A 23,387-nucleotide genomic window follows, 5' to 3' on the forward strand; every position below is an offset into this window, starting at 1 on the left:
CCATTCCCTTCACTCTTAAAATCTGGGCATTCACCCCATATTCTGACTATAGCGAATGACAAGACTGTAAGTCAAAGAAGACCTGTCGTCTTTTTATTACTCCTTTCGACATTCACATATTAACCTCTACAAAGCGTCAAACAAGAAACATCTCTCGCTCCTCGATCATACAAAAGGCTTCCAATTTGCCTAACAGTAATTCCTGTCGTATACACATCATCCACGATTAAAACATGTTGCTCATGAAACATCTCTTCTCCCTGAAAATAAAAAGGATTAACTCCCGATATCCTTTCTTTACGCTTCTTCTTACTTTGTTTTTCTGTTTCTATTCTTCTTAATGATGTACAAAACATTTTGATAGGCAAACAAGAAGCTAGTAACTCCGCTTGATTAAAACCACGCTCGTATTCTCGCTCTTCACTAAGAGGAACCGGAATGGCAACTGAAACATTCGCAAAATATTTTTGAAAAAGACTTCGAAAAGGCTGATGAAAAATATGCACTAATTCAGCATCTCCTCGAAATTTAAACTGTGCTAATATTTCTTTCATCCCTTCATCATACACATGCAACGAACGATTTATGAGAGACGGAAACCCCTGCTCGTTCGTCCACCTTATGCAGTCCATACAAATATCCCCGTTTTTATATTCAGCTGGTACAAGTTCTAAAGGCCGACCACACTCCTTGCAAATATCTCCTATAATATAGGAAAGTTTTTGTTCACATCTATCACATATATACTTTTTATGAAGCTTAACAAAAAAAGTGTACCAACTAATCGCATATGAAATATACTCATCACAAAGTAGACAATGCATCAATCTATCAATCCTTGTTCTTTAGCATTCTTATTCATACTTTGAATATGTTTTTTCGCACGCACCATCGCCTCTGTCTTTCCATAATGAAAATAGATAACATCTCCATGCGGTTCATCAGAGCTTCTGCCAGCACGCCCTGCAATTTGAACGAGAGCACTTTCTGAAAATATTTCTTCCTCAGCTCCTAAAACTGCAACTTGTAAATTTTTCACAGTTACTCCTCGTTCCAAAATCGTCGTTGTAACTAATAAAGGGATTTCTCCTTTTCTAAAAGCTGCTACCTTCTCTTTCCTCGCTGGATCTTCTGCATGCACACCGTCAATTTGATTGTTTAATGATTTTAATAACTGGCTAATTTCTTCTACATATCGCACATGAGGAACAAATAGAAAAATGGGGTATCGTTTCGATAAGTACAGATTTAACCATTGTAATAAAGCACGAGGAATTTTTTTACGTATAAGACCCTTTTTCCAATTTCCGCACCACCGAAATATCGGAACTGGCAATGGATGACGATGGTATCGCCCTGAAATAATAACCCCTTTTTGCTTACCACTTCGCAACTTACGCTTCCACTTTTCATCTGGAGTTGCAGTTAAATAAATACGTGCTGCCTTCTCTTTCATCGCTTCGTTTACTGCATACTGCAACATCTTATCTGCATGATACGGAAAAGCATCTATCTCATCTACAATCATGACATGGAACGCCCTATAATAACGTAACAATTGATGTGTAGTTGCAACGATTAACGCCGCATCTTTTTCTCGGTCTAAACTCCCTCCGTATAAAGCAGCTACATTTATATTTGGAAACACTTCTTGTAATCTTGGTGCTAATTCAAGTACAACGTCCGTTCTCGGCGTTGCAATACAAACTCTCTCTCCCTTTTGTAGTGCCTCTGCAATTCCGCGAAACAACATTTCTGTTTTTCCAGCCCCGCACACCGCCCAAATAAAAAATGATTCTTTCTGCTTAACAGCATCAACGACACTTTGCGCAGCTAACTCCTGACCAGCAGACAAAACGCCTTCCCACTGTAACGGATTCCAATAATTTTCTCCGCTTATTTCAGCAATCCCGCGAACAAGTACAGCACATTCACTTACCCTGCCCATCGTTATACATTTCCGGCAATACGTACATACTTTATTGCACCTTTTGCATAGAAATGATGCAAATAGTCGCTGCTCTATATTTCCGCAGCGCTGGCACATATATTTTGAAGCTTTCTTACTTATCCCTTGTACACAAATGACGTCTCGATTCTTTTTCAAATGATCCAAATTATCCTGCAAATCTGAAGAAAGTTCTTCTAACAGTAACTGTCTACCAGCTAACATCATCAATAGCCACCTCCAGCACTACTATAAATCCTTCTCTTTATCTCGTAAAAACTCAAAAAAGCCGATAACCTACTTATAAAATAGTAAGCTATCGACTTTATACACATTTTTTATTCAATTATAAATCCTAGAATCTACCGTATCCTAAGAAATGTTTTTGGTTGTACGAACTGTTAATATCACCGTACGCAATCCCTTTATCACTCGCATGAATCATTTGTCCATTCCCAACATAAATACCGATGTGAGACGGACCTGCTTTATAAGTACCTTGGAAGAATACTAAATCTCCAGGCTGTGGGCTACTTACTTTAGAAACTGAATTCCAATATCCATTAACATCTTGACGTCCTACACCAAAGATGTAAGAAATGAATCCACTACAGTCAAAACCACCGTTTGATGGAGATGCACTTGCCCAAACATAAGGCATACCTAAGTATTGTTTTGCTTTACCAATTACGCCAATATCCGGAGTTGGAGTTGGAGCTGGTGCTGGCTTTTCTTTTTTAGGTTCTTCTTTTTTAGGCTCTTCTTTTTGAGCTTGTCCAGCATTGTTTGCTGGAGCAGCTTGCTCTGCAGGCGCTTGCGCTGGTGCAGCTTGTTGTGCCTGTACTTCTTTAGCAGCTTGTTCTGCTTGTTTTTGAGCAGCAGCTTCTTGTGCTGCTTTTGCTTGCGCCTCTTCTTCCGCAATACGTTGTAATTGCAGTGCTTGTTTCTCAAGATCCTTCAATTGACCTTCCGTACTTGTCATTGTAGTTACAACTGTATCCATTTTACCGCTTAAATCGTTTACTGCTGTTGCTTTTTTCTCTTTTTCAACGTCAAGTTCTTTCTTAGCAGTTTCAATTTGAGATTGTGCTTCTTTTAATTCTTTTTGTTTTTCTTTTACTGTCTCAACATCTTTTTTCACGTTCGTTTGATCTTCTTGTTGAGTTTTCATGATATCTTCGTCAGATTCCATAATTTTAGACACAGAAGCTAAACGATCAACTAAATCTGCAACGTTTTTAGAGTTTACAAGAACTTCTGTTACAATGTTCGTGTTCGGTTGTTCTTGTAGTGCAACTAAACGTTTTCTTAATAACTCTTCACGTTTTGCGATCTTTGTTTGTAGTTCTGCAATATCTTTATTTTTATTTTCGATTAATTGCTCAGTATCAGAAACTTTTTTTGTTGTTTCATCAAGTTTTGAAGCGTTCTCTTGAACAGACTTATCCAAACCTTGGATTGTTTTGTTTAAGTCATTCATTTGTTTTTGTAATTCATCACGTTCTTGTTGTTGTTTATGTAAAGTATCATTTTGTGTGTTAATTTGTGATTTCACGTCAGAAATTTTATCTTCTGCAAATACATTTGGTGTTAGCCCTGAAAACATTAACCCTGCAACTAATGCGCAAGATGCCATTTTTAGCTTTTTCATTTTATTTTTTACACCGCTTTCTTTTTTCATTTTCCGTATATAACCTATTAAAATTTATACCATAATTCGGGAGTTTTTTTGCTAATGTTACGGTTTTGTAAAATAAATGTAATATTACATTTATCTCTATAGCAAAGTATATCTAAATTTGTATATATATGTAGAATTTCAAGAGCCTTATGCCGTTTTTTATAGAATTGAAAAAAACGTAAGGGAATCCCTTACGTTTTGAAAATACTCCAATATGAATGAGATAGAAACGTTACTTCATCCATTTCTCAGCCCAATTTTGGACCTCATCCATAACACTTTCTAACGCTTTCCCTTTATCAGTTACACCGTACTCGATTCTAACTGGTACTTCTGGGTAAACACTACGAGTTACAATGCCTTCACCTTCTAATTCCTTTAAACGTTCTGACAACATACGATCGCTCATATTCGGTATAATATCTGCGATTTCTCTAAAACGTTTCGGCTCTTCAAGCAAAGATTTAATAATTAAGCCAGTCCATTTCTTACTAAGCATTGTAAAAGCTGACTCAAACTTTGGACATAAACAAGAATTATGCTCCATATGTTTCACCTCTCTTCTATTATAAAATAGTTTCTTGTAAAAAGTAAGTAATAAAACTTTCCTCATTATTTAATTTTACGTACATTTTACCATTCCCAAATATTAACTTGTCAAATCTACGTAAAATATCCGTAAAAAAACCCTCTTCAAGTAAGAGAGCTTTTATATCTTTATCACTTCGTATACCAGCCTAAACCAAGCGCACCTTCACCTAAATGCGTCCCAATTACAGCTCCGAAATAACTCGTGCGAATTGTAACATGAGGGTATATCTCTTCTAATTCTTGTTTCCATTCATTAGCTTCCTCTTCACGATTCGCATGAATAATAACAGCTTCCATAGGCACACCTTTATTTGCCTGCTCATCAAAGATTTCAACGATACGCTTTAACGCTTTTTTACGCGTACGAATTTTTTCGAATGGAATAATTACCTTATCTCTAAAGTATAATACTGGTTTTACTTGTAACAAACTACCGATGAAAGCTTGCGCGCTATTTAATCTTCCACCACGTTGTAAATGATGTAAATCATCCACTACAAAATAAGCATCCATCGTTTGCTTCATTTCATCAAAGCGAGCGATAATCTCTTCTGGGGCTTTCCCTTCACTTACTAATTTCGCCCCTTCACGCACGTAAAATCCTTGTACTTCACAACTAATTTCAGAGTCGTACGTATATACATCAATACCATCTACCATCTGTCCAGCTGTCGTCGCTGTTTGGTATGTACCACTAATTCCACTGGAAAGGTGAATACTAATAACTGCATCATATTCTTTAGATAACTCTTCATATAGCTCTAAAAACTTTCCAATTGCTGGTTGCGAAGTTTTCGGAAGATCTTCTTGTTCACGTACTTTTACATAAAAATCATTTGCTGAAACTTCAGCCTCTTCTTGATAAGATTCCGTTCCAAACACAACGTTTAATGGAATCATATATATATTGAGTTCATCACGAATATGCTTCGGTATATATGCTGTACTATCGGTAACAATAGCTGTTTTCATTTTCGTACCTGCCTTATAAAAAATTTTTATCCCCTAATTTTACACGAAAACTAGAAAAGGTGCATCCATACATAAAAATGCCGGTTAGAAACTACAATCACCCGCTCGACAAATTACAACAAAAAGATCAAATACTCACCAAAAATTTCAACATATTTGTAAAAAATGTTTGAATATAAAAACGCTCGCTTTTAAAATGTAAAGTACTAGTCATTTTGAAAGATAGGGGCGTATACCATTGTTATTACAATATTTAACAATTAAAGGCTACGGCGAGCACGAAATTGTCATTCAAAAATCAAGATTCATTTGCTATGTGAGTCGCGCCACAACGGAAGAGGAAGCTCAAGCATTTATACAAAAAATAAAAAAACAGCATTGGAATGCAACACATAATTGTTCCGCATATTTAATCGGCGAACAAGATCAAATTCAAAAAGCAAACGATGACGGTGAACCAAGTGGCACAGCTGGTGTACCTATGTTAGAGGTATTAAAAAAACGAGGTCTAAAAGATACTGTCGTTGTCGTTACGCGCTATTTTGGCGGCATTAAACTTGGTGCTGGCGGATTAATTCGTGCATATGGAAAATGTACAAGTGAAGGTCTTAACCATGTAGGCGTTGTTGAACGAAAACTAATGCGCGTTATGCAAACAGAAATTGATTACACTTTACTTGGCAAAGTTGAAAATGAATTACGTAATTCAGAATATGCCATTAAAGATATACATTATTTAGAAAATGTCACATTTGATACGTATGTAGAAGAGGACAAAAAACAACCATTCATAAATTGGATGATTGAATTAACAAACGGGAAATGTACAATTAAAGAAGGGGATATGTTGTACTTAGAACAAGACGTTATCTAAGAATAGCTAACTTATCGCCTTTAAAGATTAATGTAGTGAATTAATTCCCTACAAATGAATAAGGAGATTATATATGGAAGAACGTTATTATCATCTCCAAAATAGCAGAATAAAAAAGAAACGTAGAAGAAAGTTTTTCTTCTTTCTTATTTTCGCATTTTTATTTGGTAGCGTAGGACTTTATATGTTAAATTCCTACACTTCTCTCATGGGGATGTACAGTGGATTTAGCCGTGAAAAATCTAAATTACGAGCAGAAGATGTGGAAATCACAAAAAAACCTTTCACAATACTCATTATGGGTATTGAAGATTATGCAACTGACGGTCAAAACGGTCGAACAGATTCACTTATGTTCGCGACAGTTAATCCAAACTCAAAAAAGGTTTCACTTATGAGTATCCCGCGCGATTCTCGTGTTAAGATTGTTGGCAAAAATAAAGAAGACAAAATTAACGCTGCTCATGCTTACGGTGGAGAAAAAATGACAATCGACACCGTCGAAGAGTTTTTAAAAGTTCCTGTTGATCATTATATTAAAATTGATTTCCAAGGCTTTAAAGGTATCGTTGATGCTGTTGACGGTATTACCGTTGATGTCCCCTTCGATTTCTGGGAACGCTCTGACGTGGATTACTATAAAAAAATCCAATTTAAACAAGGTCAACAGAAATTAAATGGTGAAGAAGCACTCGCATACGTCCGTATGCGAAAGCAAGATCCTAACGGTGATTATGGTAGAGCTGCTAGACAAAGACAAGTACTGGCTGCTGTTGCCCAAAAGCTAAACTCTGCTTCTACCGTATTTAAAATTAAAGATTTAACAAAGGTAGTTGGAAAATATATAAAAACCGATATTCCTATTTCAGACGGACTTGCTCTTTACAATAAAATCTCTGGATTCGATCCTTCTACAATACAAACGTTAAAACTTGAAGGAGAAGACAGAAAAATTGGTGGTATTTATTACTTCCTTCCAGATCCAATCAGTGTAGAGACTGTACGTAACGAAATTGAAAAGGAAATAGGAGAAAAAGCAAAAGTTCCAACAGAGACTACGAAAAATGAGAATACAAATTCCGATTCAAATTCTAACTCCAGCGCAAAAGCAAAGAAGGAACCGAGTGAGAACAAACCTCCTCCTCCTCCCCCTTCTACAAATGCTCATGCAGAGTGGATTATGAGGAATCATGAATAAAAAAAGAGCCAAATCGTATACGATTTGGCTCTTTTTATTTCCCGCAATTGTTGTGGACCAATAATAAACAGAAGATGAAAACCCCATTTATTAAAGTTTCACTCTACTTGTTGAAGTGTTGTAAAATCGCTTCTACAATACGCTCTGATGCACGACCATCGCCGTAAGGGTTAGATGCTTTCGTCATCTTATCATGAGCTTCTTTATCAGATAACAACTCATCAGCAAGACCAAAGATTGTCTCTTCATCTGTTCCTGCTAATTTCAACGTACCTGCTTCGATACCTTCTGGGCGTTCTGTCGTATCACGAAGGACAAGAACTGGCACACCTAGTGATGGTGCTTCCTCTTGTACACCACCAGAATCAGTTAACATTAAGTATGAACGAGCTGCAACGTTATGGAAATCGATTACATCTAGCGGCTCAATTAAATGAATGCGGCTATGCTCGCCTAAAATATCATTCGCTATTTCGCGAACAACAGGATTCATATGAACAGGGTATACAACTTGTACATCTTCGTGTTTATCAACAAGACGCTTAATTGCACGGAACATATTGCGCATTGGTTCTCCTAAATTTTCACGACGGTGTGCTGTCATAAGTACAAGACGATCATTTCCAAGTTTCTCTAACACCGAATGGCTATAAGTTTCTTTTACAGTTGTCTTCAGTGCATCGATCGCTGTATTTCCTGTTACGAAAATGCGTGACTCATCTTTATTTTCTTTTTGTAAGTTCGTTGCTGATTTTGTTGTAGGTGAGAAATGAAGATCCGCCATTACACCTGTTAGTTGGCGATTCATCTCTTCTGGATATGGAGAATACTTATCCCATGTACGAAGTCCTGCTTCCACATGTCCTACTGGAATTTGATTATAGAAAGCAGCTAAGCTTGCAATAAATGTCGTCGTTGTATCACCATGCACAAGTACGATATCAGGCTTAGCTTCTTTCATTACTTTATCTAAACCTTCTAAACCACGTGTTGTAATATCAATTAAAGTTTGACGATCTTTCATGATATTCAAATCGAAATCTGGCGTAATTCCAAAGATATTTAATACTTGATCTAACATTTGACGGTGTTGTGCTGTTACAGTCACAATTGATTCAATCTTTTCTGGGTGCTTTTGCAACTCTAATACAAGAGGTGCCATTTTAATTGCTTCTGGTCGTGTCCCGAAAATTGTCATTACTTTTAAACGTTCAGTCATTTCATTGCCTCTTTTCTTTCACTAGTTAAAACTTCTATTATCGCATATAAAAATATGCATGTAGACATACACTTTTTTAACGCACCTGAGAAACATTACTATTACAGACGCCTTTTCGCCCAACTGAGTAATAATTTAATCCATGCTTCTCGGCATCCTCATTAGTATAACAATTTCTCCCATCGAATAGAATAGGTTCCCTCATAAGCTGTGCATACTTTTCTAGCGGGTAATTTCGAATTGATTCCCATTCTGTTACGATAAAAACTGCATGCGCCTCTCTAATCGATTCATCTATACACTCAGCGTATCGTATCGTATTCCCAAATAAACTTCTTACATTTTGAATAGCTTGCGGGTCATATAAAACCACATCCGCACCTACATTAATTAATTCTTCTATTATAATAAGAGATGGTGCTTCCCTAATATCGTCAGTATTCGGTTTGAATGCTGCACCAAGAACCGCAATTCGCTTCTTCTTCATATCTATAATTTTCTTCGCTTTTTCAACTAACAACAACTGTTGTTTATTATTCACTTCAATGACTGCTTTCAACAAGCGAAAATCATGAGAAACATTCCCTGCAATTTGCACAAGTGCTTTCGTATCTTTTGGAAAACAAGATCCTCCATATCCGATACCTGCATTTAAAAAAGATGCACCAATTCTCTTATCCATCCCCATCCCTGTAGCTACATCTACTATATCTGCACCCACTTGCTCACATATATTAGAAATTTCATTAATAAAACTAATCTTCGTGGCTAAAAAAGCATTAGATGCATATTTAATCATCTCAGCACTTCGAATATCTGTAATATACGTTTCTAAGCTTAATTTGCTGTACAAATTCTCTACTTTCCTTGCCGCTTCTTCACTACATGATCCAATTACGATACGATCACCCTGAAAAAAATCATAAATACCAGAACCTTCCCTTAAAAATTCTGGATTCGATACAATATATAATTCATGTCTACCTTGTAGTTTCTCCTCAATCCATTTTCTCATTACATCATTTGTCCCTACAGGAACCGTACTTTTCGTAACAATAATAATATCGTTATTCACATATGTTCCAATATCATCACAAGCACTACGAATATACGTTAAATCTGCTGTTCCATCTAATAAAGATGGCGTTCCAACTGCAATAAATATAAACTCTACATCATTAAATGCCGCTAATTTACTTGCTGTAAAAGTTAAATGATTATTTTCGTATGCTTCATTTATTAATTCATTTAATCCATATTCATAAATAGGTAACTCGCCTTGTTTAATCCGTTCAATTTTTTCACTATTTATATCGAAACATGTGACTGAATGTCCCAATCTCGCCAATCCTACTCCTGTAATCAATCCAACATATCCGGTACCTATTATCGTAATTTTCATTTTCCTTTTGCACAGGAATATATATAAGAAAATATACGAATACATAGAATTCTCCCTGTGCTTCCCCCTCTCACACTAAGAATGAGAAAACTCTTTCACTTCTTTATTATATGAATTGTTTTTTTATTATTTTTTAAGATTTTGTAAAGTTAAATGATGCAATATATACAAAATGTAAATTCCCACATTTTAACACGGAACTTACTCATTTTTACGTGCAACACTTATAATACTGAAACAAAAGTCATCGCTATATGAGAGGGAAGTACAATGTCACATTACAAGCCACAATATGAGATCAACCTTCTCAAAGGACACAACATTCCATATCCAATTGTCATATATTCTATTCGCTCCCCTTTACAGCCAAAAGAAAAAAAGATTGAATTCTAATCTTTTTGTGATACCATATGTTATGAGCCTGTAAATAAACATCATAATTTTCAGATAAATACACTTAGAAAAATTACGTTAAACTATAAAGGGTGGGGTATTAATGGACTCACAAGTGATTTATGCCATTTTGGCATCTTTCATCACTGTACTCGTCGTTACTCCTTTAGTTATTAAATTAGCTTTCAAAATAGGAGCAACAGACAAGCCAAATGCGCGTAAAGTACACCAAAAAATTATGCCTCGTCTTGGCGGGTTAGCAATTTTCATCGGTGTAGCCGTAGGATTTGTTGTCGGTGGATTGTACGAACAAAGAATGTTATCGATAACTTTAGGTGCTATCATCATTGTTATCATCGGGATTTTAGATGATATGTACGAACTATCTGCGAGGGTAAAATTCGGTGGACAACTATTAGTTGCCATCATGATTGTCAAAAGTGGATTATTAGTGCAAGTATTATATATTCCAATTCTTGGAGATACTGAACTCGGATGGCTTGCTTATCCAATTACTGTATTTTGGATTGTAGGTATTACAAATGCCATCAACTTAATTGATGGATTAGATGGATTATCCGCAGGGATTTCATCTATCGTACTTGCAACGCTAGCATATATGGCCTTCACTAGCCCATGGGGTACTGGAGCAGCTATTATATTACCTCTAGCACTGATTACATTAGCAAGTACAATTGGATTTTTATTCTACAACTTCCATCCAGCAAAAATTTTCATGGGAGATACAGGAGCACTATTTTTAGGATACTGTATTTCTGTTATATCGTTACTTGGATTATACAAAAGCGTAACGTTATTCAGTTTTATCGTTCCAATCATTATTTTAGGTGTACCTATATTTGATACGACATTTGCAATTATCCGCCGTATCGTAAATAAAAAGCCTATTTCAGCACCTGATAAATCGCATTTACATCACCGTTTGCTTGCAATGGGATTCTCTCATCGTAAAACGGTACTAATTATTTACGCATTGGGTATTTTCTTTAGTGTAAATGCAATTATTTTCAGTAGTGCAACATTATGGTTATCCATTATTCTTCTTTTCATTTTAATCTTCTTTACAGAAATCATTGCTGAAGTAATCGGTCTTGTACACGAACGTTACAAACCAATTATTTCCTTCTATAAAAAAGTGAAAAAACGCGAAGACTAATTGTAGTATAGCCTTTACTATTATGAAATATTCAAATAGCATTCTCTTCCTTAGAAGAGGATGCTATTTTTTTGTTTTTTATTCCTTATTTCCTATTTCCAAAATATAGATTGTTTGAGAGTGCCTCTATTGGAGAAAGATATACGTATATCGAAGGTAACGAAAAAAGTATCAAATTTTCATTTTTACATCTTGATTGTCAAACTGAGGGTGAATGTTATGATCAAGCGATTACTTCAATGTATAATTTTATTTTTAACTATTACTATGTACGCATCATCTAATACAAAAGCAACTACAGACATTCAAGCAGAAGATTACCAAAGCACTCAAACTACCTCTTCTACAACAAAAATTGCGTACTTAACATTTGATGACGGACCAAATAAATACACACCACAAATTTTAAATATTTTAAAAGAGAAGAACGGAAAAGCAACTTTCTTCGTTATTGGTGGAAAAGTGCCACATTATAAAAAAACGATGGAGCGATTGATTAAAGATGGACATTATATCGGTCTCCATAGTATGTCACATGATGTAAAACGTCTTTATACTGGCGATCCATCTGTTTTAATCGCAGAAATGGAGCAAACCCAAAACATCGTCCAGCAAGTTACACATTTAAATACACATCTCGTTCGTGTCCCATACGGTAGCATGCCTTACTTAAAAAAGAATTACCGTGACGCACTCGTATCCGCCCAGTATAAAATGTGGGATTGGACAATTGATACATATGACTGGAAAAGCTATGATAATCCTTCCGCAATACTAGAAAGAGTACGAAATCAAAGCGATGAACAAGTAGAGGTTATTTTAATGCATGATTCTAGTGTCACAGTGCAAATACTACCAAAAGTAATTGATTATTTGCACTCACAAGGATATAAACTACTTCCCTACAATCCATCTTCCCATCTCGAAGTGAATTTTTGGAAAGACACAAGATTGTAACAGCTTTAGTACCTATGTACTAAAGCTGTTTTATTTTTCTCTTCCCACACTTCTCATTTTTGTGTAAAATTTTAAATAGTGATGAAGTTTCGAGGTGAATAGAAATGAAACGAATAGATCTCATTTTTAACGCAATACAAAAAGGGAATTATACAGAAGGTGTAACAGCATCAGAACTCGCTACACTTCTACAGTTAGACCGTGCGAATGTTAGTAGCGATTTAAACAAGCTTGTGAAAGATAATCGTTTATTAAAAACGAGTACACGCCCTGTCCGTTTTTATATAGAAACGAACACTTCATTGGAAACGCATTCAACAAAGGGCACTTCATTAGATACATTTGCTATTGAAAATACAAGCCTAAAAATTGCAATTGAAAAAGCCAAAGCTTCTATTCTCTATCCTCCAAACGGTATGCATACTTTACTACTTGGAGAAACAGGTGTCGGAAAATCGATGTTCGCTTCTTTAATGCACGAATACGCAATTGAAGTGGATCAACTTCCAAAAGATGCACCTTTTATCGTCTTTAACTGTGCTGATTATGCAAACAATCCACAACTACTACTTGGACAGTTATTTGGGATAAAAAAAGGAGCTTACACAGGTGCCAGTGATCAAAAAGGGTTAATTGAAAAAGCACATGAAGGAATCCTTTTCTTAGATGAAGTACATCGCCTTCCTCCAGAAGGACAAGAGATGCTCTTCACATTTATTGATCGCGGAGTATACCGCCGCCTTGGAGAAACAGAAAATGAACGTAAGGCACGAGTGTTGATTATTACTGCCACAACCGAAGAACCAAATTCATTTTTATTAAAAACATTTACAAGACGTATTCCGATGACCGTTACGCTTCCACCACTTCGTGAGCGAACACATAAAGAACGGTTTGCCTTACTACAGCTATTTTTCACAAATGAAGCAATTCGTCTAAGGAAAGAGATTCATGTTAGTCCAAATGCAATGCGTGCTTTCGTCTTTTACAATTGTCCAAATAACATCGGCCAATTGAAAACGGACGTACAAATTGCCTGTGCGAAAGCTTATTCTGATCTCGTAACAAAAAAACGTGATTCTGTCTGTGTTTCAAGTACAGATTTACCTTGGTATATGAAAGAGGGATTATTTATTGAAAGAAAGAGCCGTCATCTATATCAAATACCAAATGAAACATTTGTATTTACAGGTGATGAAGGTTGGAGTAAACATACAATAAAACCCGAAGGAAGTCGCTCTTCTATTTACGATTATATTGATTATAAATATGAAGAACTTCAAGCACGCGGCATTGAAGAGGAAGAATTAGAATTACTAATAGAAAATGATGTTCAAAGCTTTTTCGTCCAATACTTTAACCAAATATCTAAAAAAACAAGTCATGAAAATGTTTTTAAAATTGTGGATCGTAATATCGTTTCCGTATGTGAAAAAATTGCGGAACTAGCTGAAAAATATTTATCTAAAACTTTCGATGAAAAAGTGTTTCTCGCTTTAAGTTTACATGTACAGACAACTCTACAACGTTTACAGGGCGGGAAACAAATTCACCACCCACAATTAAATCAAATTCGTACGAAATATAAAGAAGCTTTTTCCGTAGCTATGCAATGTATTCAGCTATTAGAAGAAGAATTACAACTAACAATGCCTATTGATGAAGCTGGCTTTTTAACAATGTTCTTCGTTGTTGATCCAATTCCTGCCTCACAAACAGAAGTAAAAGTATTAATATTAGCACACGGTAATGGCATCGCAACAGAAATGGCAAACGTTGCAAACGAACTTCTCGGTATTGATGAAGTAACTGGTATCGATATGCCCTTGCATGAATCACCGAAAGACTTCTTAGAGCGTGTTAAAGTGTATATGAAAACACTTCAAAATGTAAACGGGCTTCTCTTACTTGTTGATATGGGATCTCTCGCTTATATTGGTGATATATTAGAAACTGAATTCAAAATCCCTGTCCGTGTTCTTTCAATGACGAGTACACCACACGCACTAGAAGCAGCTCGAAAAGCTCAGCTTGGCTACTCATTAGATGCACTATACGAAACAGTGAAGAACTTAACGCCGTTCTATTTAAACGTACAGGAAGAAAAGAAAAAGCCGCTATCGCCAATGAAATCCGTGATTTTAACAGCTTGTTTAACTGGCGAAGGAAGTGCTTTAGCAATTCAAAAAATGTTAGAGAACTATTTACGCTTTGATAAAGACTTAATTGAAATTATTCCGATTAGCATCGTTCATGAAAAAGATTTAACGAAAATGATCGAGAACATAAAAAAAGAGCGTAATATCATTTGTATCGTCACGAATTTCGATATGCAAATACCTTGCTTAACATATCATTTCCAAGACATTGTGAACTACACAGCTATTCAACCAATTCAAGAATTGATTACGTATGAAGAAACATATGCGAAAATGGCTGATATTCTTGAACAACAAATGCAGCGTAACGATGGGGCATTACTTATTAAAACAATTCGCTATGCATTAAATACAATTCAGGAATTGATTTCTTTACAGCTAACTCCCGACAGTTTAATGGGTGTGATTTTGCATATGAGCTGCATGGTTGACCGTCTTCAAAAAGGCGAAAGTCTCCTCCCTCATCCTGATAAAGAGAAACGAAGACAAGATGAGTACTGGATGTATATGAAAGTGAAAAAAGCACTGCAACCTATCGAAAATACATTTGAAATACAAATACCAGATGACGAAGTATTTTATGTAATGGACTTCTTCATCAAAAATCAACCTGTAAAAAGTTAAACTAGGCAATATTTTAGAGTAGTACCTAATACGTAGTAAGTGAAATTATATCGGCGATTCGACATAGGATATCGACTTACCGACAATAATTGATAAACATGGCACCCATTATAATTAGAAAAGGCTGTTCCAAAATGTTTTTTTGGACAGCCTTTTCGCTTACTTCTTTACTTCCCTTATTCTCCCTCTTATTTCTCCCTTTTTATTAGATTTCGTATTAACATTTACATATACATTTGCTTGCATTATCTCTTGAAACAAGCTGTCAAGTGCTCTCCCCTGTAAAGGCCCTTCAAAATCCTCCACTTTAGCTACACCAGTAACGACTCCTTCATTCACACTAATTCCTTGCTCTAACGGACCAAACAAACTTAAAATAACTGGACCAATTTGATTCGCTTTTCCTAAATGAATTTGGCATGACGTGATTTTTTTTATGTTTTTTAATATGACCCGATATTGCAACTTCTTTAAATCTTCACTAAAAATGAGCTCTGTTACACCGTAAGCTTCTGTATTTACAGGAGGTACTTCCCTCTTCCCTGTTAACCTAGCAAAGAAATGTGTTGTCATACGGGCATTCTCCTCATATAAATTTCCCAGCACTACTTCTACTACTTTATGGTTTAGACATAATCATTTATGACTTTTTCAAATTTTAATTACAACTAAAAGATTCACAAAATCTTTACATAGAAATCATTTCATTCACTTTACTGCCTCTTGTATAATGCACTTAGAAAAACATTCTGGGAGGGTATCTTGAAAAATAACAACTATTCTTTTCAATCATTATTAGAGATTTTTCTCGTCTCATTTAAATTAGGACTTACTTCATTTGGTGGTCCTGTCGCCCATCTCGGCTATTTCCACCATGAATACGTGCAAAAAAAAAAATGGATGGATGAACGAAGTTACGGAGACTTAGTAGCACTATGCCAATTCCTTCCTGGCCCTGCTAGCAGCCAAGTCGGGATGGGAGTTGGATTATTACGAGGTGGACTATTAGGAGCAATTATTTCATGGATTGGATTCACTCTCCCGTCTGTTCTCGTTTTAGTTTTCTTCGCTTCATTCCTTAACCAATTCGAGCTTGGAAGTACAGGCTGGATTCATGGACTGAAACTTGTAGCGGTCGCAATTGTCGCTCATGCAATATGGGGAATGGCTCAAAAGTTAACACCGGACCGAAACCGTGCAACAATCGCAATTGCGACTGCCGCAATCGCCCTATTATGGCCAAGTAGCTGGACACAAGTAATTCTCATTATAGTATCTGGCTTTATCGGCTGGTTTTTATATCGCGACCAACCCGTTAGCCAAGCAAATAAAATAAACGTACCTATTTCAAAAATGGTAGCCATGTCTTGTCTCATCTTATTCTTCGGACTATTAATACTGCTACCAATGTTACGACCGTACTCTTATTTCATCTCTTTATTTGACAGTTTCTATCGCTCTGGTGCACTTGTATTCGGAGGAGGGCACGTCGTACTTCCTCTTCTTGAAAGTGAGTTTGTACAAAACGGGATGATGACAAAAGAACAATTTCTAGCTGGATACGGATTAACACAGGCAGTGCCAGGGCCACTATTTACATTCGCTTCTTATATAGGAGCAGTGCTAAATGGAACCACCGGAGCAGTTATTGCAACGATCGCTATCTTTCTTCCTGCTTTCCTGCTTGTTGTTGGTGTTTTACCATTTTGGGACAGTGTAAGGAGAGTATCTTACATACAAGGTGCACTACTTGGAGTAAACGCGGCCGTTGTCGGTATTTTACTTGCAGCTTTTTATGATCCAATTTGGACGAGTACAATTATGAATTCTGTAGATTTCGTTTTTGCTTCTCTTCTATTTTGCTTACTCGCTTTTTGGAAAACACCACCTTGGGTTATCGTTATACTCGGAGCCTTTGGCGGATATGTTCTATCCATTTTGTAAGCACAAAAAACGACGGCCCCATTTAGCCGTCGTTTTCCTATCAAAACTTCACAAGCTCCATTCCCTCAGGCAGCTCACTCTCCGTTAAAATGCGCAACTCTTTCACGCGATCCATTACGTAAGAAGAACGTTTCACAAGCTCTGGGTCAATATAAGCTGGATGCACCATAATTTCTACCGTTTGCTCGTCCTGTACTCTTTCCTTTAACTTCACAAAATAATCTTCCGTCACACCGTCAGCGTAAAAATCACTGTAAAACACATCAGAAAATGGGCGCACCGCTCGCTCTTCCTCACACCGACGAATCGGAACATTATATTTACTTGCTAAGCTCTCAAGAACGTCGTGTAAAAGCGTTAATCCATGCACATGATGATGACTATCTAAATGAGTTGGTGTTAAACCGTAAGACAAAAATTTCTCAATTTGAGCCGTCCACTCTCTTTCAACCTCTTCTGGATTTATATTGCCTTCCCATACAACACTTTGTTTATGAAACAATCCATCGCTACTCACAAGTGATGGAACGTCTTTAAGAAGCGGTTCTCCTGCCGTTAATACGAGATGCACTCCTACTCCTAACGTTTTATACTCTTTCGCCAAACGTACGGCATGCTCTGTCCCTGGCATATTCATCATCATCGTCGTTGAATTTACAAGCCCGTTTTTATGTCCATCAATAATTCCGTAATTTGTACCTTCCGTAAGACCGAAATCATCTGCATTTACAATTAACTTAATCATCGCAATACCTCCTACTAGAATAAAAAAAAGCGGGCTAAATAGCGCCGCTTTTATTTCTCTACCTTTTTGAAGAACTGTGGAAGATGTTCTTTATGTGCTTCCAACATTTCATCTAAAATTTGTTTTGCAACTTTATCAGATGGTACAAGTGGATTAATTGTCATAGCAAGCAGCGCCTTATGATAATCCCCTGTAATAGCAGCTTCAATTGTTGTGCGCTCAAATGATTTAATTTGCTGTACTAAACCGCGAACTGGTACCGGTAAGTCTCCAACCGCAATTGGTTTTGGACCTTCCTTCGTAATAATACAGTTCACTTCAACAGCCGAATCATGTGGCAAGCTTGCAATTGTTCCGTTGTTTCGTGTATTAACAGGCTGGATATCACCTTTATTATTGTAAATAGACGTAATTAAGCTACATGCTGCGTCACTATAATAAGCTCCGCCGCGTTTTTCTAATTGTGGTGGCTTAATATCTAAATTCGGGTCTTTATATAACTCGAATAAATCATCTTCTAATTGTTTTACTACTTCTGCACGTGTACCTTTTTCAATCGAAGCTTCTTTCTCTTCTTCTAACATTTCACGTGTTTTATAGTAGTAACGATGGTATGGACATGGAATTGCACGAAGACCGCGAATAAAGTCTGGCTCCCAGTTAAGTGCAGCAATGTTTTCCATCGTAATTTGCTTTTCTGGATCTGTTACAAGTTCTAGTACACGGTCCATTACGCTTACTCCATCTAAGTATACATCTAATCCGTATACCATATGATTTAAACCAGCGAAATCAACGTGGACACGGCTTGCATCTACTTCAAGTAATCTTGCAAGACCCATACGAATTCCGATTGGAACGTTACATAGACCAACTACTCTTTGAATATTTGTATAACGAAGGACAGCTTCTGTTACCATACCAGCTGGATTCGCAAAGTTAATTAACCATGCATTTGGACAAAGTTCCTCCATGTCCTTACAAATATCTAAAATAACAGGAATCGTTCTCAGTGCTTTGAATAAACCACCAGGACCATTCGTTTCCTGACCAATTACATCATATTTTAACGGGATCGCTTCATCTTTTGCACGTGCTTCTAATAAACCTACGCGAAGCTGTGTTGTTACGAAGTCAGCATCCTTTAATGCCTCACGGCGATCAAGTGTTAAATGAATATCAATTGGTAAACCTGATTTTTTCACCATACGTTTCGCTAAGTTACCAACGATTTCTAACTTCTCTTTTCCTGCCTCAATATCTACTAACCAAATTTCACGAACAGGAAGCTCATCATAACGTTTAATAAATCCTTCAATTAACTCTGGTGTATAACTAGATCCACCGCCGATTGTAGCAATTTTAATTCCAGTCATGCTTTATTCCCCTTTCACTTCTAGCTTTTTATAAAGGTCAATAAATTCTGCTGCTAATTCTTTTACTGTAATAGAATTCATTAAATGATCTTGTGCATGAATTAAAAGAACACTAATCTCTGTTTTTTCCCCTCTTGCTTCTGATTGTATGAGCTCTGTTTGGAAATGATGCGCTTCATTAATCGCTTCTTTCGCCTTTACCATCGCTTCGTCTGCTTCCGCCATTTTCCCCTGTTTTGCAAATTGAAGCGCCTCCATTGCAAAGCTTCGTGCATTACCACTATTTAAAATCAATTGGAATGGAATTTGTTCTGCTGTAGTCATCATAATTACCGCCCTCTCTATAAGGTTCAACCGATTTAAATACCCCTTCAGTTTGAACATGTCTATTAAATTATTATTTTATTAATGATAGTTTGGTGTTCTTGTAGATGTATTCCATCTTTTTGAACATGATGTAAAGGTAATTGTTCTGACGAGCTATACAAACTCGTCAGAACAACACTTTTTAAAGTGATACTGAATTGTCGTTTCCTTTTGTTTCAGCTTTCGCAGCTTGTACATACGTACGGTCACACATTAATACGAATGGATAGTAAATAACTACCGCGATTGCAAAGTTTACTAGCTGCAATGCAGCACCAGCAATGCTTCCACCTGCTACAAGATAACCACTAAAGATTGGTGGCATTGTCCATGGAACTAAAGCAACTGTTTTTGGCACCCATCCTAAGGAAATTGCTGTATAAGAAGTAATAACTAATACAACTGGTGTAAGTACGAATGGAATGATTAACGCTGGGTTTAATACAATTGGTGTACCGAAAATAACTGGTTCGTTAATATTGAAGAAACCAGGACCGATAGATACGCGACCTACACCACGAAGTTGCGCACTCTTTGCAACAAGCATTACTGCTACTAAGAATGCTAATGTTGCACCTGATCCACCGATGTATACGTATACATCAAAGAATGGCTTTGTGAAAATGTGTGGTACATCATATGCAGACATACCATCGTTAAATAATTTAATGTTCTTTTCTAGTGCTGGTAAATAGATTGGGTCGATAATACCACCAATAATATTAGGGCCATGTAATCCGAAGAACCATAATACGTGAATAAGTAGAGCTACAATAATTGCACTTGGTAATGTACCTGCTAAACCTTGTAATGGTAATTGAATTGTTTCAAATACGATTTTATGAATACTTGTTCCCGCTAATTTCACAGCTAATTGAATACTTGCTGTTGCGATTAAAATAACAAATGCTGGTACTAATGCTGCAAAGGATTTCATTACTGCTGGTGGAACACCATCTGGCATCTTAATTGTAATATCCCTTTGAACAAAGAACCTGAATACCTCGGTTACAAGAAGAGCTACAATGATAGAAACGAATAAACCTTGTGATCCTGTCCAAGCTAAATCGATACCGCCTTCTTTTGGCGTTGTCGGAGATATAATAATTAATGCACCGAATGTAATAATTGCTGCTGACAACGCGTCTACACCGTAAGATTTCGCTAAATTATAACTTATCCCAACTGCGGCTATGAGGGCTAATATTGCAAAGGACCCTGTCCACATACCACCGCCGATATCTTTCCAAACATCCCCAAATGCACCCTTCATAAGTTTTTGGAATGCATCAACCGGTAGATTATTTATAAGTACTGCAAACGATCCAACTAAAATAAGAGGCATAACTGCGATAAAACCATCACGGATTGCAACTAAATGACGCTGCGATCCGATTCTTCCTGCGACTGGAACTAAATATTTCTCCATAAATGCAATAAATTTTTGCATTTCGCTTCCCCCCTAATTATTTTTTAAGTGTTAGTGCGTGATCTAAAACTGCTTCTCCATTCATCATGCCGTAGTGCATTGGATTAATAACATCAATTCCAACGTTTTTCTCATCAGCAAGCGTTTTCATTGAAGAAAGCATGTAACGAACTTGTGGTCCTAATAATAGTACATCTGCTTGATCGATATTGTTTTTTACTGCATCCCCAGATACAGCCCAAATCTTTCCTTCTAAACCGCGAGCTTTTGCAGCCGCTTCCATTTTTGTAACTAGTAAACTTGTAGACATCCCTGCTGAGCAACATAATAAAATATTCATTTGAAAATCCCCCTTGTGTAGTATAAAAAATTTATGTTTATTTATTTTTCTTTACGCTATTTATTAATGCAATTAGCGTGCCAACTTTTAAAAATGCCTAAAATCAGCCTTTTTTCGAGTGATTTCTTTGTGTGTTACCGCTTTCAAATAGTGTGTCACCCGAAAAACACACAGTGTGTTATAAAACAACACGCTTTTAACACATAACTGTATGAAAATAGATTAGTGTTTGGTTGTCTAGTTGTGTTTAAAACAAAAAAACGCTAAAAAAACTTTTTTCAGTAAAAAATAATTTATTATTTTAACCCACTATTATTTAATAAAATAAAAAAACCTTGCATACGCAAGGTTCATTCAGTCACTGACATCTTCCTATATAATTCTACAAACTCACTCGCTAATTCCTTTACCGTAATTGCATTCATTAAATGATCTTGCGCATGCACCATCAGAAGGGTAACTTCTGTCTTTTCCCCGCCAGCTTCTTTCTGTATAAGCTCCGTTTGTAAGCGGTGCGCCTCTTTTAATTCATCTAGCGCTTCTTGTAATTTAGCCTCTGCTTCTGTAAACTCCCCGCGCTTTGCGCAATCAATTGCCTCCATTGAACAACTTCTCGCATTTCCCCCATGCAAAATTAAATGAAAAGCCTTCGTTTCTATCGTATCCATTTTAGTTCTTTACTCCCCCTTTTCTTCTGCCAACTTTTGTTTATCCCATATTTTTAAGAACGGTAAGTAAATAAAGAATGCTAATGCAAAGTTAACAAGTTGCAAAATAACACCTGAAATTTTACCACCCGATCCTAAATATCCACTAAATAGAATTGGTGTAGTCCATGTTACAGTAGCACCACTTGGTCGAGCCACCCATCCCCATTCCATTGCGAAATAAGAAACAATTGTTAACACAACTGGAACCAATATAAATGGAATAAGTAAAAGCGGATTCATTACAATCGGCATACCGAAAGTCACCATTTCATTAATATTAAAAATACCAGGTGCAATCGACAACCGTCCTAAACTTTTTAATTGCTGGCTTCGTGCAAATAGTAGCATTCCTACAACTAAAGCTAGAGTCGCACCTGAACCACCCATATAAATCCATAAGTCAAAGAACTGTGCCGTAATTGTATTCGGTACATCTTGACCAGCTTGAAAAGCAATTCGATTCTGATCCATTAATGATAACCAAATTGGACTCATAACACCGCCTACAATTGTAGCTCCATGAATTCCGCACGCCCAAAGGACATGAACGAGAATAACGGCTATAACTGCTCCCCAAAGACTAGCACCAAGTACACTAAGTGGTTCTTGCAACAGCTTCCCTACAACATTATGAATACTTCCGAAAGTTGTTTGTTCAAAAATTAATCTAATGATCCAAACAACTGTCACAACAATAAATCCTGGAATAAGTGCTGCAAATGAACGCGTTACTGCTGGTGGAACTGTCTCAGGCATCTTTATAATCATCTTTTTCTGCACAAGAAATCGGTATATTTCAGTAGATATAATTGCAATAATCATCGCTACAAATAAACCTTGGCTTCCCATTAATGCCGCTGGAATTACTCCATCTACCAGTATACTTTCTTTCGTACCTGGAACAATATATGCAACTTGAAATGGAGTTGCGAGTAAAAAGGTTACAAGCGATAATGCACCAGATGCTAAAGCATCCACTTTATAATACTCACCCAACCTGTAAGCGATTCCAAAAACAGCTATTAAAGCCATTATATTAAAAGTTGCACTAACTGGATACCCTAATGCTATGTTCCAATTTTCCCCGAACAAACTCGCCATAAATTCATGATACCCTGGAATTGGTAATGTACTAATAATAAGAAAAATTGATCCGATAATTAAGAACGGCATCGTCAAGACAAGTCCATCACGGATTGCTAGCAAATGCCTCTGCTCTGCAACCTTCCCTGCCACTGGCATCACATATTTCTCTAAAAGCCGTATCATCTATCTCACTCTC

21 protein-coding genes are annotated in these 23,387 nt (G+C 36.6%); 6 read left to right on the top strand and 15 right to left on the bottom strand.

Annotated elements, in window-relative coordinates; genetic code table 11:
• Positions 1-119: 119 nt before the first annotated feature.
• The 5 genes from ACFWDE_RS02965 to ACFWDE_RS02985 form a co-directional block, all read right to left on the bottom strand.
• On the bottom strand, positions 120-824 hold the full coding sequence (locus tag ACFWDE_RS02965) for a ComFC family protein (RefSeq protein WP_002166458.1): 705 nt from the start codon (positions 822-824) through the stop codon (positions 120-122).
• Entirely contained in the window at positions 824-2,173 is a 1,350-nt protein-coding gene (comFA, locus tag ACFWDE_RS02970) for an ATP-dependent helicase ComFA (RefSeq protein WP_377889976.1), read from the bottom strand. Before comFA ends, ACFWDE_RS02965 begins: the two co-directional genes overlap by 1 nt.
• Positions 2,174-2,303: 130 nt before the next feature.
• Positions 2,304-3,629, bottom strand: a complete 1,326-nt coding sequence (locus ACFWDE_RS02975) for a C40 family peptidase (protein ID WP_377889909.1) — start codon at positions 3,627-3,629, stop codon at positions 2,304-2,306.
• A gap of 232 nt (positions 3,630-3,861) precedes the next feature.
• Positions 3,862-4,176 (bottom strand): winged helix-turn-helix transcriptional regulator, encoded by a 315-nt coding sequence (locus ACFWDE_RS02980; protein ID WP_193646839.1) that lies wholly within the window; start codon positions 4,174-4,176, stop codon positions 3,862-3,864.
• Positions 4,177-4,349: 173 nt separating this feature from the next.
• The gene (locus ACFWDE_RS02985) at positions 4,350-5,192 is read right to left on the bottom strand and encodes a DegV family protein (RefSeq protein WP_002112883.1); all 843 of its coding nucleotides are present in this window, start codon (positions 5,190-5,192) and stop codon (positions 4,350-4,352) included.
• Positions 5,193-5,430: 238 nt separating this feature from the next.
• Between ACFWDE_RS02985 and ACFWDE_RS02990 the strand changes: the two genes are divergently transcribed.
• Positions 5,431-6,066 (top strand): YigZ family protein, encoded by a 636-nt coding sequence (locus tag ACFWDE_RS02990; RefSeq protein ID WP_377889912.1) that lies wholly within the window; start codon positions 5,431-5,433, stop codon positions 6,064-6,066.
• A 73-nt stretch (positions 6,067-6,139) separates the two neighbouring features.
• Positions 6,140-7,264 carry an LCP family protein gene (locus ACFWDE_RS02995; protein WP_377889914.1) on the top strand — a complete coding sequence of 375 codons (1,125 nt, stop codon included), beginning with the start codon at positions 6,140-6,142 and terminating at the stop codon, positions 7,262-7,264.
• 103 nt (positions 7,265-7,367) lie between these two features.
• Here the strand turns inward: ACFWDE_RS02995 and wecB are convergent, their stop codons facing one another.
• Together wecB and ACFWDE_RS03005 are read right to left on the bottom strand one after the other, a co-directional pair.
• On the bottom strand, positions 7,368-8,483 hold the full coding sequence (gene wecB, locus ACFWDE_RS03000; protein WP_002112886.1) for a non-hydrolyzing UDP-N-acetylglucosamine 2-epimerase: 1,116 nt from the start codon (positions 8,481-8,483) through the stop codon (positions 7,368-7,370).
• Positions 8,484-8,559: 76 nt separating this feature from the next.
• A complete protein-coding gene (locus ACFWDE_RS03005; RefSeq protein ID WP_377889917.1) occupies positions 8,560-9,930 on the bottom strand; it encodes a UDP-glucose dehydrogenase family protein in 1,371 nt (456 codons plus the stop codon).
• A gap of 451 nt (positions 9,931-10,381) precedes the next feature.
• On the opposite strand from ACFWDE_RS03005, the gene ACFWDE_RS03010 reads away from it, so the two are divergent.
• The 3 genes from ACFWDE_RS03010 (at position 10,382) to ACFWDE_RS03020 (ending at position 15,195) form a co-directional block, all read left to right on the top strand.
• The gene (locus ACFWDE_RS03010; RefSeq protein ID WP_002068377.1) at positions 10,382-11,455 is read left to right on the top strand and encodes a glycosyltransferase family 4 protein; all 1,074 of its coding nucleotides are present in this window, start codon (positions 10,382-10,384) and stop codon (positions 11,453-11,455) included.
• 219 nt (positions 11,456-11,674) lie between these two features.
• A complete protein-coding gene (locus ACFWDE_RS03015) occupies positions 11,675-12,412 on the top strand; it encodes a polysaccharide deacetylase family protein (protein ID WP_002144847.1) in 738 nt (245 codons plus the stop codon).
• A gap of 104 nt (positions 12,413-12,516) precedes the next feature.
• Positions 12,517-15,195, top strand: coding sequence for a sigma-54-dependent transcriptional regulator (locus ACFWDE_RS03020; protein ID WP_377889920.1), 2,679 nt, complete (start codon positions 12,517-12,519; stop codon positions 15,193-15,195).
• A 159-nt stretch (positions 15,196-15,354) separates the two neighbouring features.
• Here the strand turns inward: ACFWDE_RS03020 and exsM are convergent, their stop codons facing one another.
• The gene (gene exsM, locus ACFWDE_RS03025) at positions 15,355-15,768 is read right to left on the bottom strand and encodes an exosporium regulatory protein ExsM (protein ID WP_002144845.1); all 414 of its coding nucleotides are present in this window, start codon (positions 15,766-15,768) and stop codon (positions 15,355-15,357) included.
• Between the two features lie 189 nt (positions 15,769-15,957).
• Between exsM and ACFWDE_RS03030 the strand changes: the two genes are divergently transcribed.
• A complete protein-coding gene (locus ACFWDE_RS03030; RefSeq protein ID WP_377889922.1) occupies positions 15,958-17,139 on the top strand; it encodes a chromate transporter in 1,182 nt (393 codons plus the stop codon).
• 40 nt (positions 17,140-17,179) lie between these two features.
• Here ACFWDE_RS03030 and chbG read toward each other — a convergent pair whose 3' ends face one another.
• From chbG to celB (ACFWDE_RS03065), 7 genes are all read right to left on the bottom strand, one after another.
• A complete protein-coding gene (gene chbG, locus ACFWDE_RS03035) occupies positions 17,180-17,884 on the bottom strand; it encodes a chitin disaccharide deacetylase (protein ID WP_377889924.1) in 705 nt (234 codons plus the stop codon).
• A gap of 50 nt (positions 17,885-17,934) precedes the next feature.
• Positions 17,935-19,260, bottom strand: coding sequence for a 6-phospho-beta-glucosidase (celF, locus tag ACFWDE_RS03040; protein ID WP_098477743.1), 1,326 nt, complete (start codon positions 19,258-19,260; stop codon positions 17,935-17,937).
• Positions 19,261-19,263: 3 nt separating this feature from the next.
• Positions 19,264-19,587 (bottom strand): PTS lactose/cellobiose transporter subunit IIA, encoded by a 324-nt coding sequence (locus ACFWDE_RS03045; protein WP_215587075.1) that lies wholly within the window; start codon positions 19,585-19,587, stop codon positions 19,264-19,266.
• Between the two features lie 181 nt (positions 19,588-19,768).
• Positions 19,769-21,076 carry a PTS cellobiose transporter subunit IIC gene (gene celB, locus ACFWDE_RS03050; RefSeq protein ID WP_002129949.1) on the bottom strand — a complete coding sequence of 436 codons (1,308 nt, stop codon included), beginning with the start codon at positions 21,074-21,076 and terminating at the stop codon, positions 19,769-19,771.
• Between the two features lie 16 nt (positions 21,077-21,092).
• Positions 21,093-21,395, bottom strand: a complete 303-nt coding sequence (locus tag ACFWDE_RS03055) for a PTS sugar transporter subunit IIB (RefSeq protein ID WP_001023563.1) — start codon at positions 21,393-21,395, stop codon at positions 21,093-21,095.
• Positions 21,396-21,745: 350 nt separating this feature from the next.
• Positions 21,746-22,063: a PTS sugar transporter subunit IIA gene (locus ACFWDE_RS03060; protein ID WP_002068354.1), complete on the bottom strand. Its 318-nt coding sequence runs from the start codon at positions 22,061-22,063 to the stop codon at positions 21,746-21,748.
• Positions 22,064-22,072: 9 nt separating this feature from the next.
• Entirely contained in the window at positions 22,073-23,374 is a 1,302-nt protein-coding gene (gene celB / locus ACFWDE_RS03065; RefSeq protein ID WP_377889928.1) for a PTS cellobiose transporter subunit IIC, read from the bottom strand.
• Positions 23,375-23,387: the final 13 nt, after the last annotated feature.

Origin of the sequence: Bacillus sp. NPDC060175, from assembly GCF_042728695.1 — a bacterium.
Taxonomy (GTDB): domain Bacteria; phylum Bacillota; class Bacilli; order Bacillales; family Bacillaceae_G; genus Bacillus_A.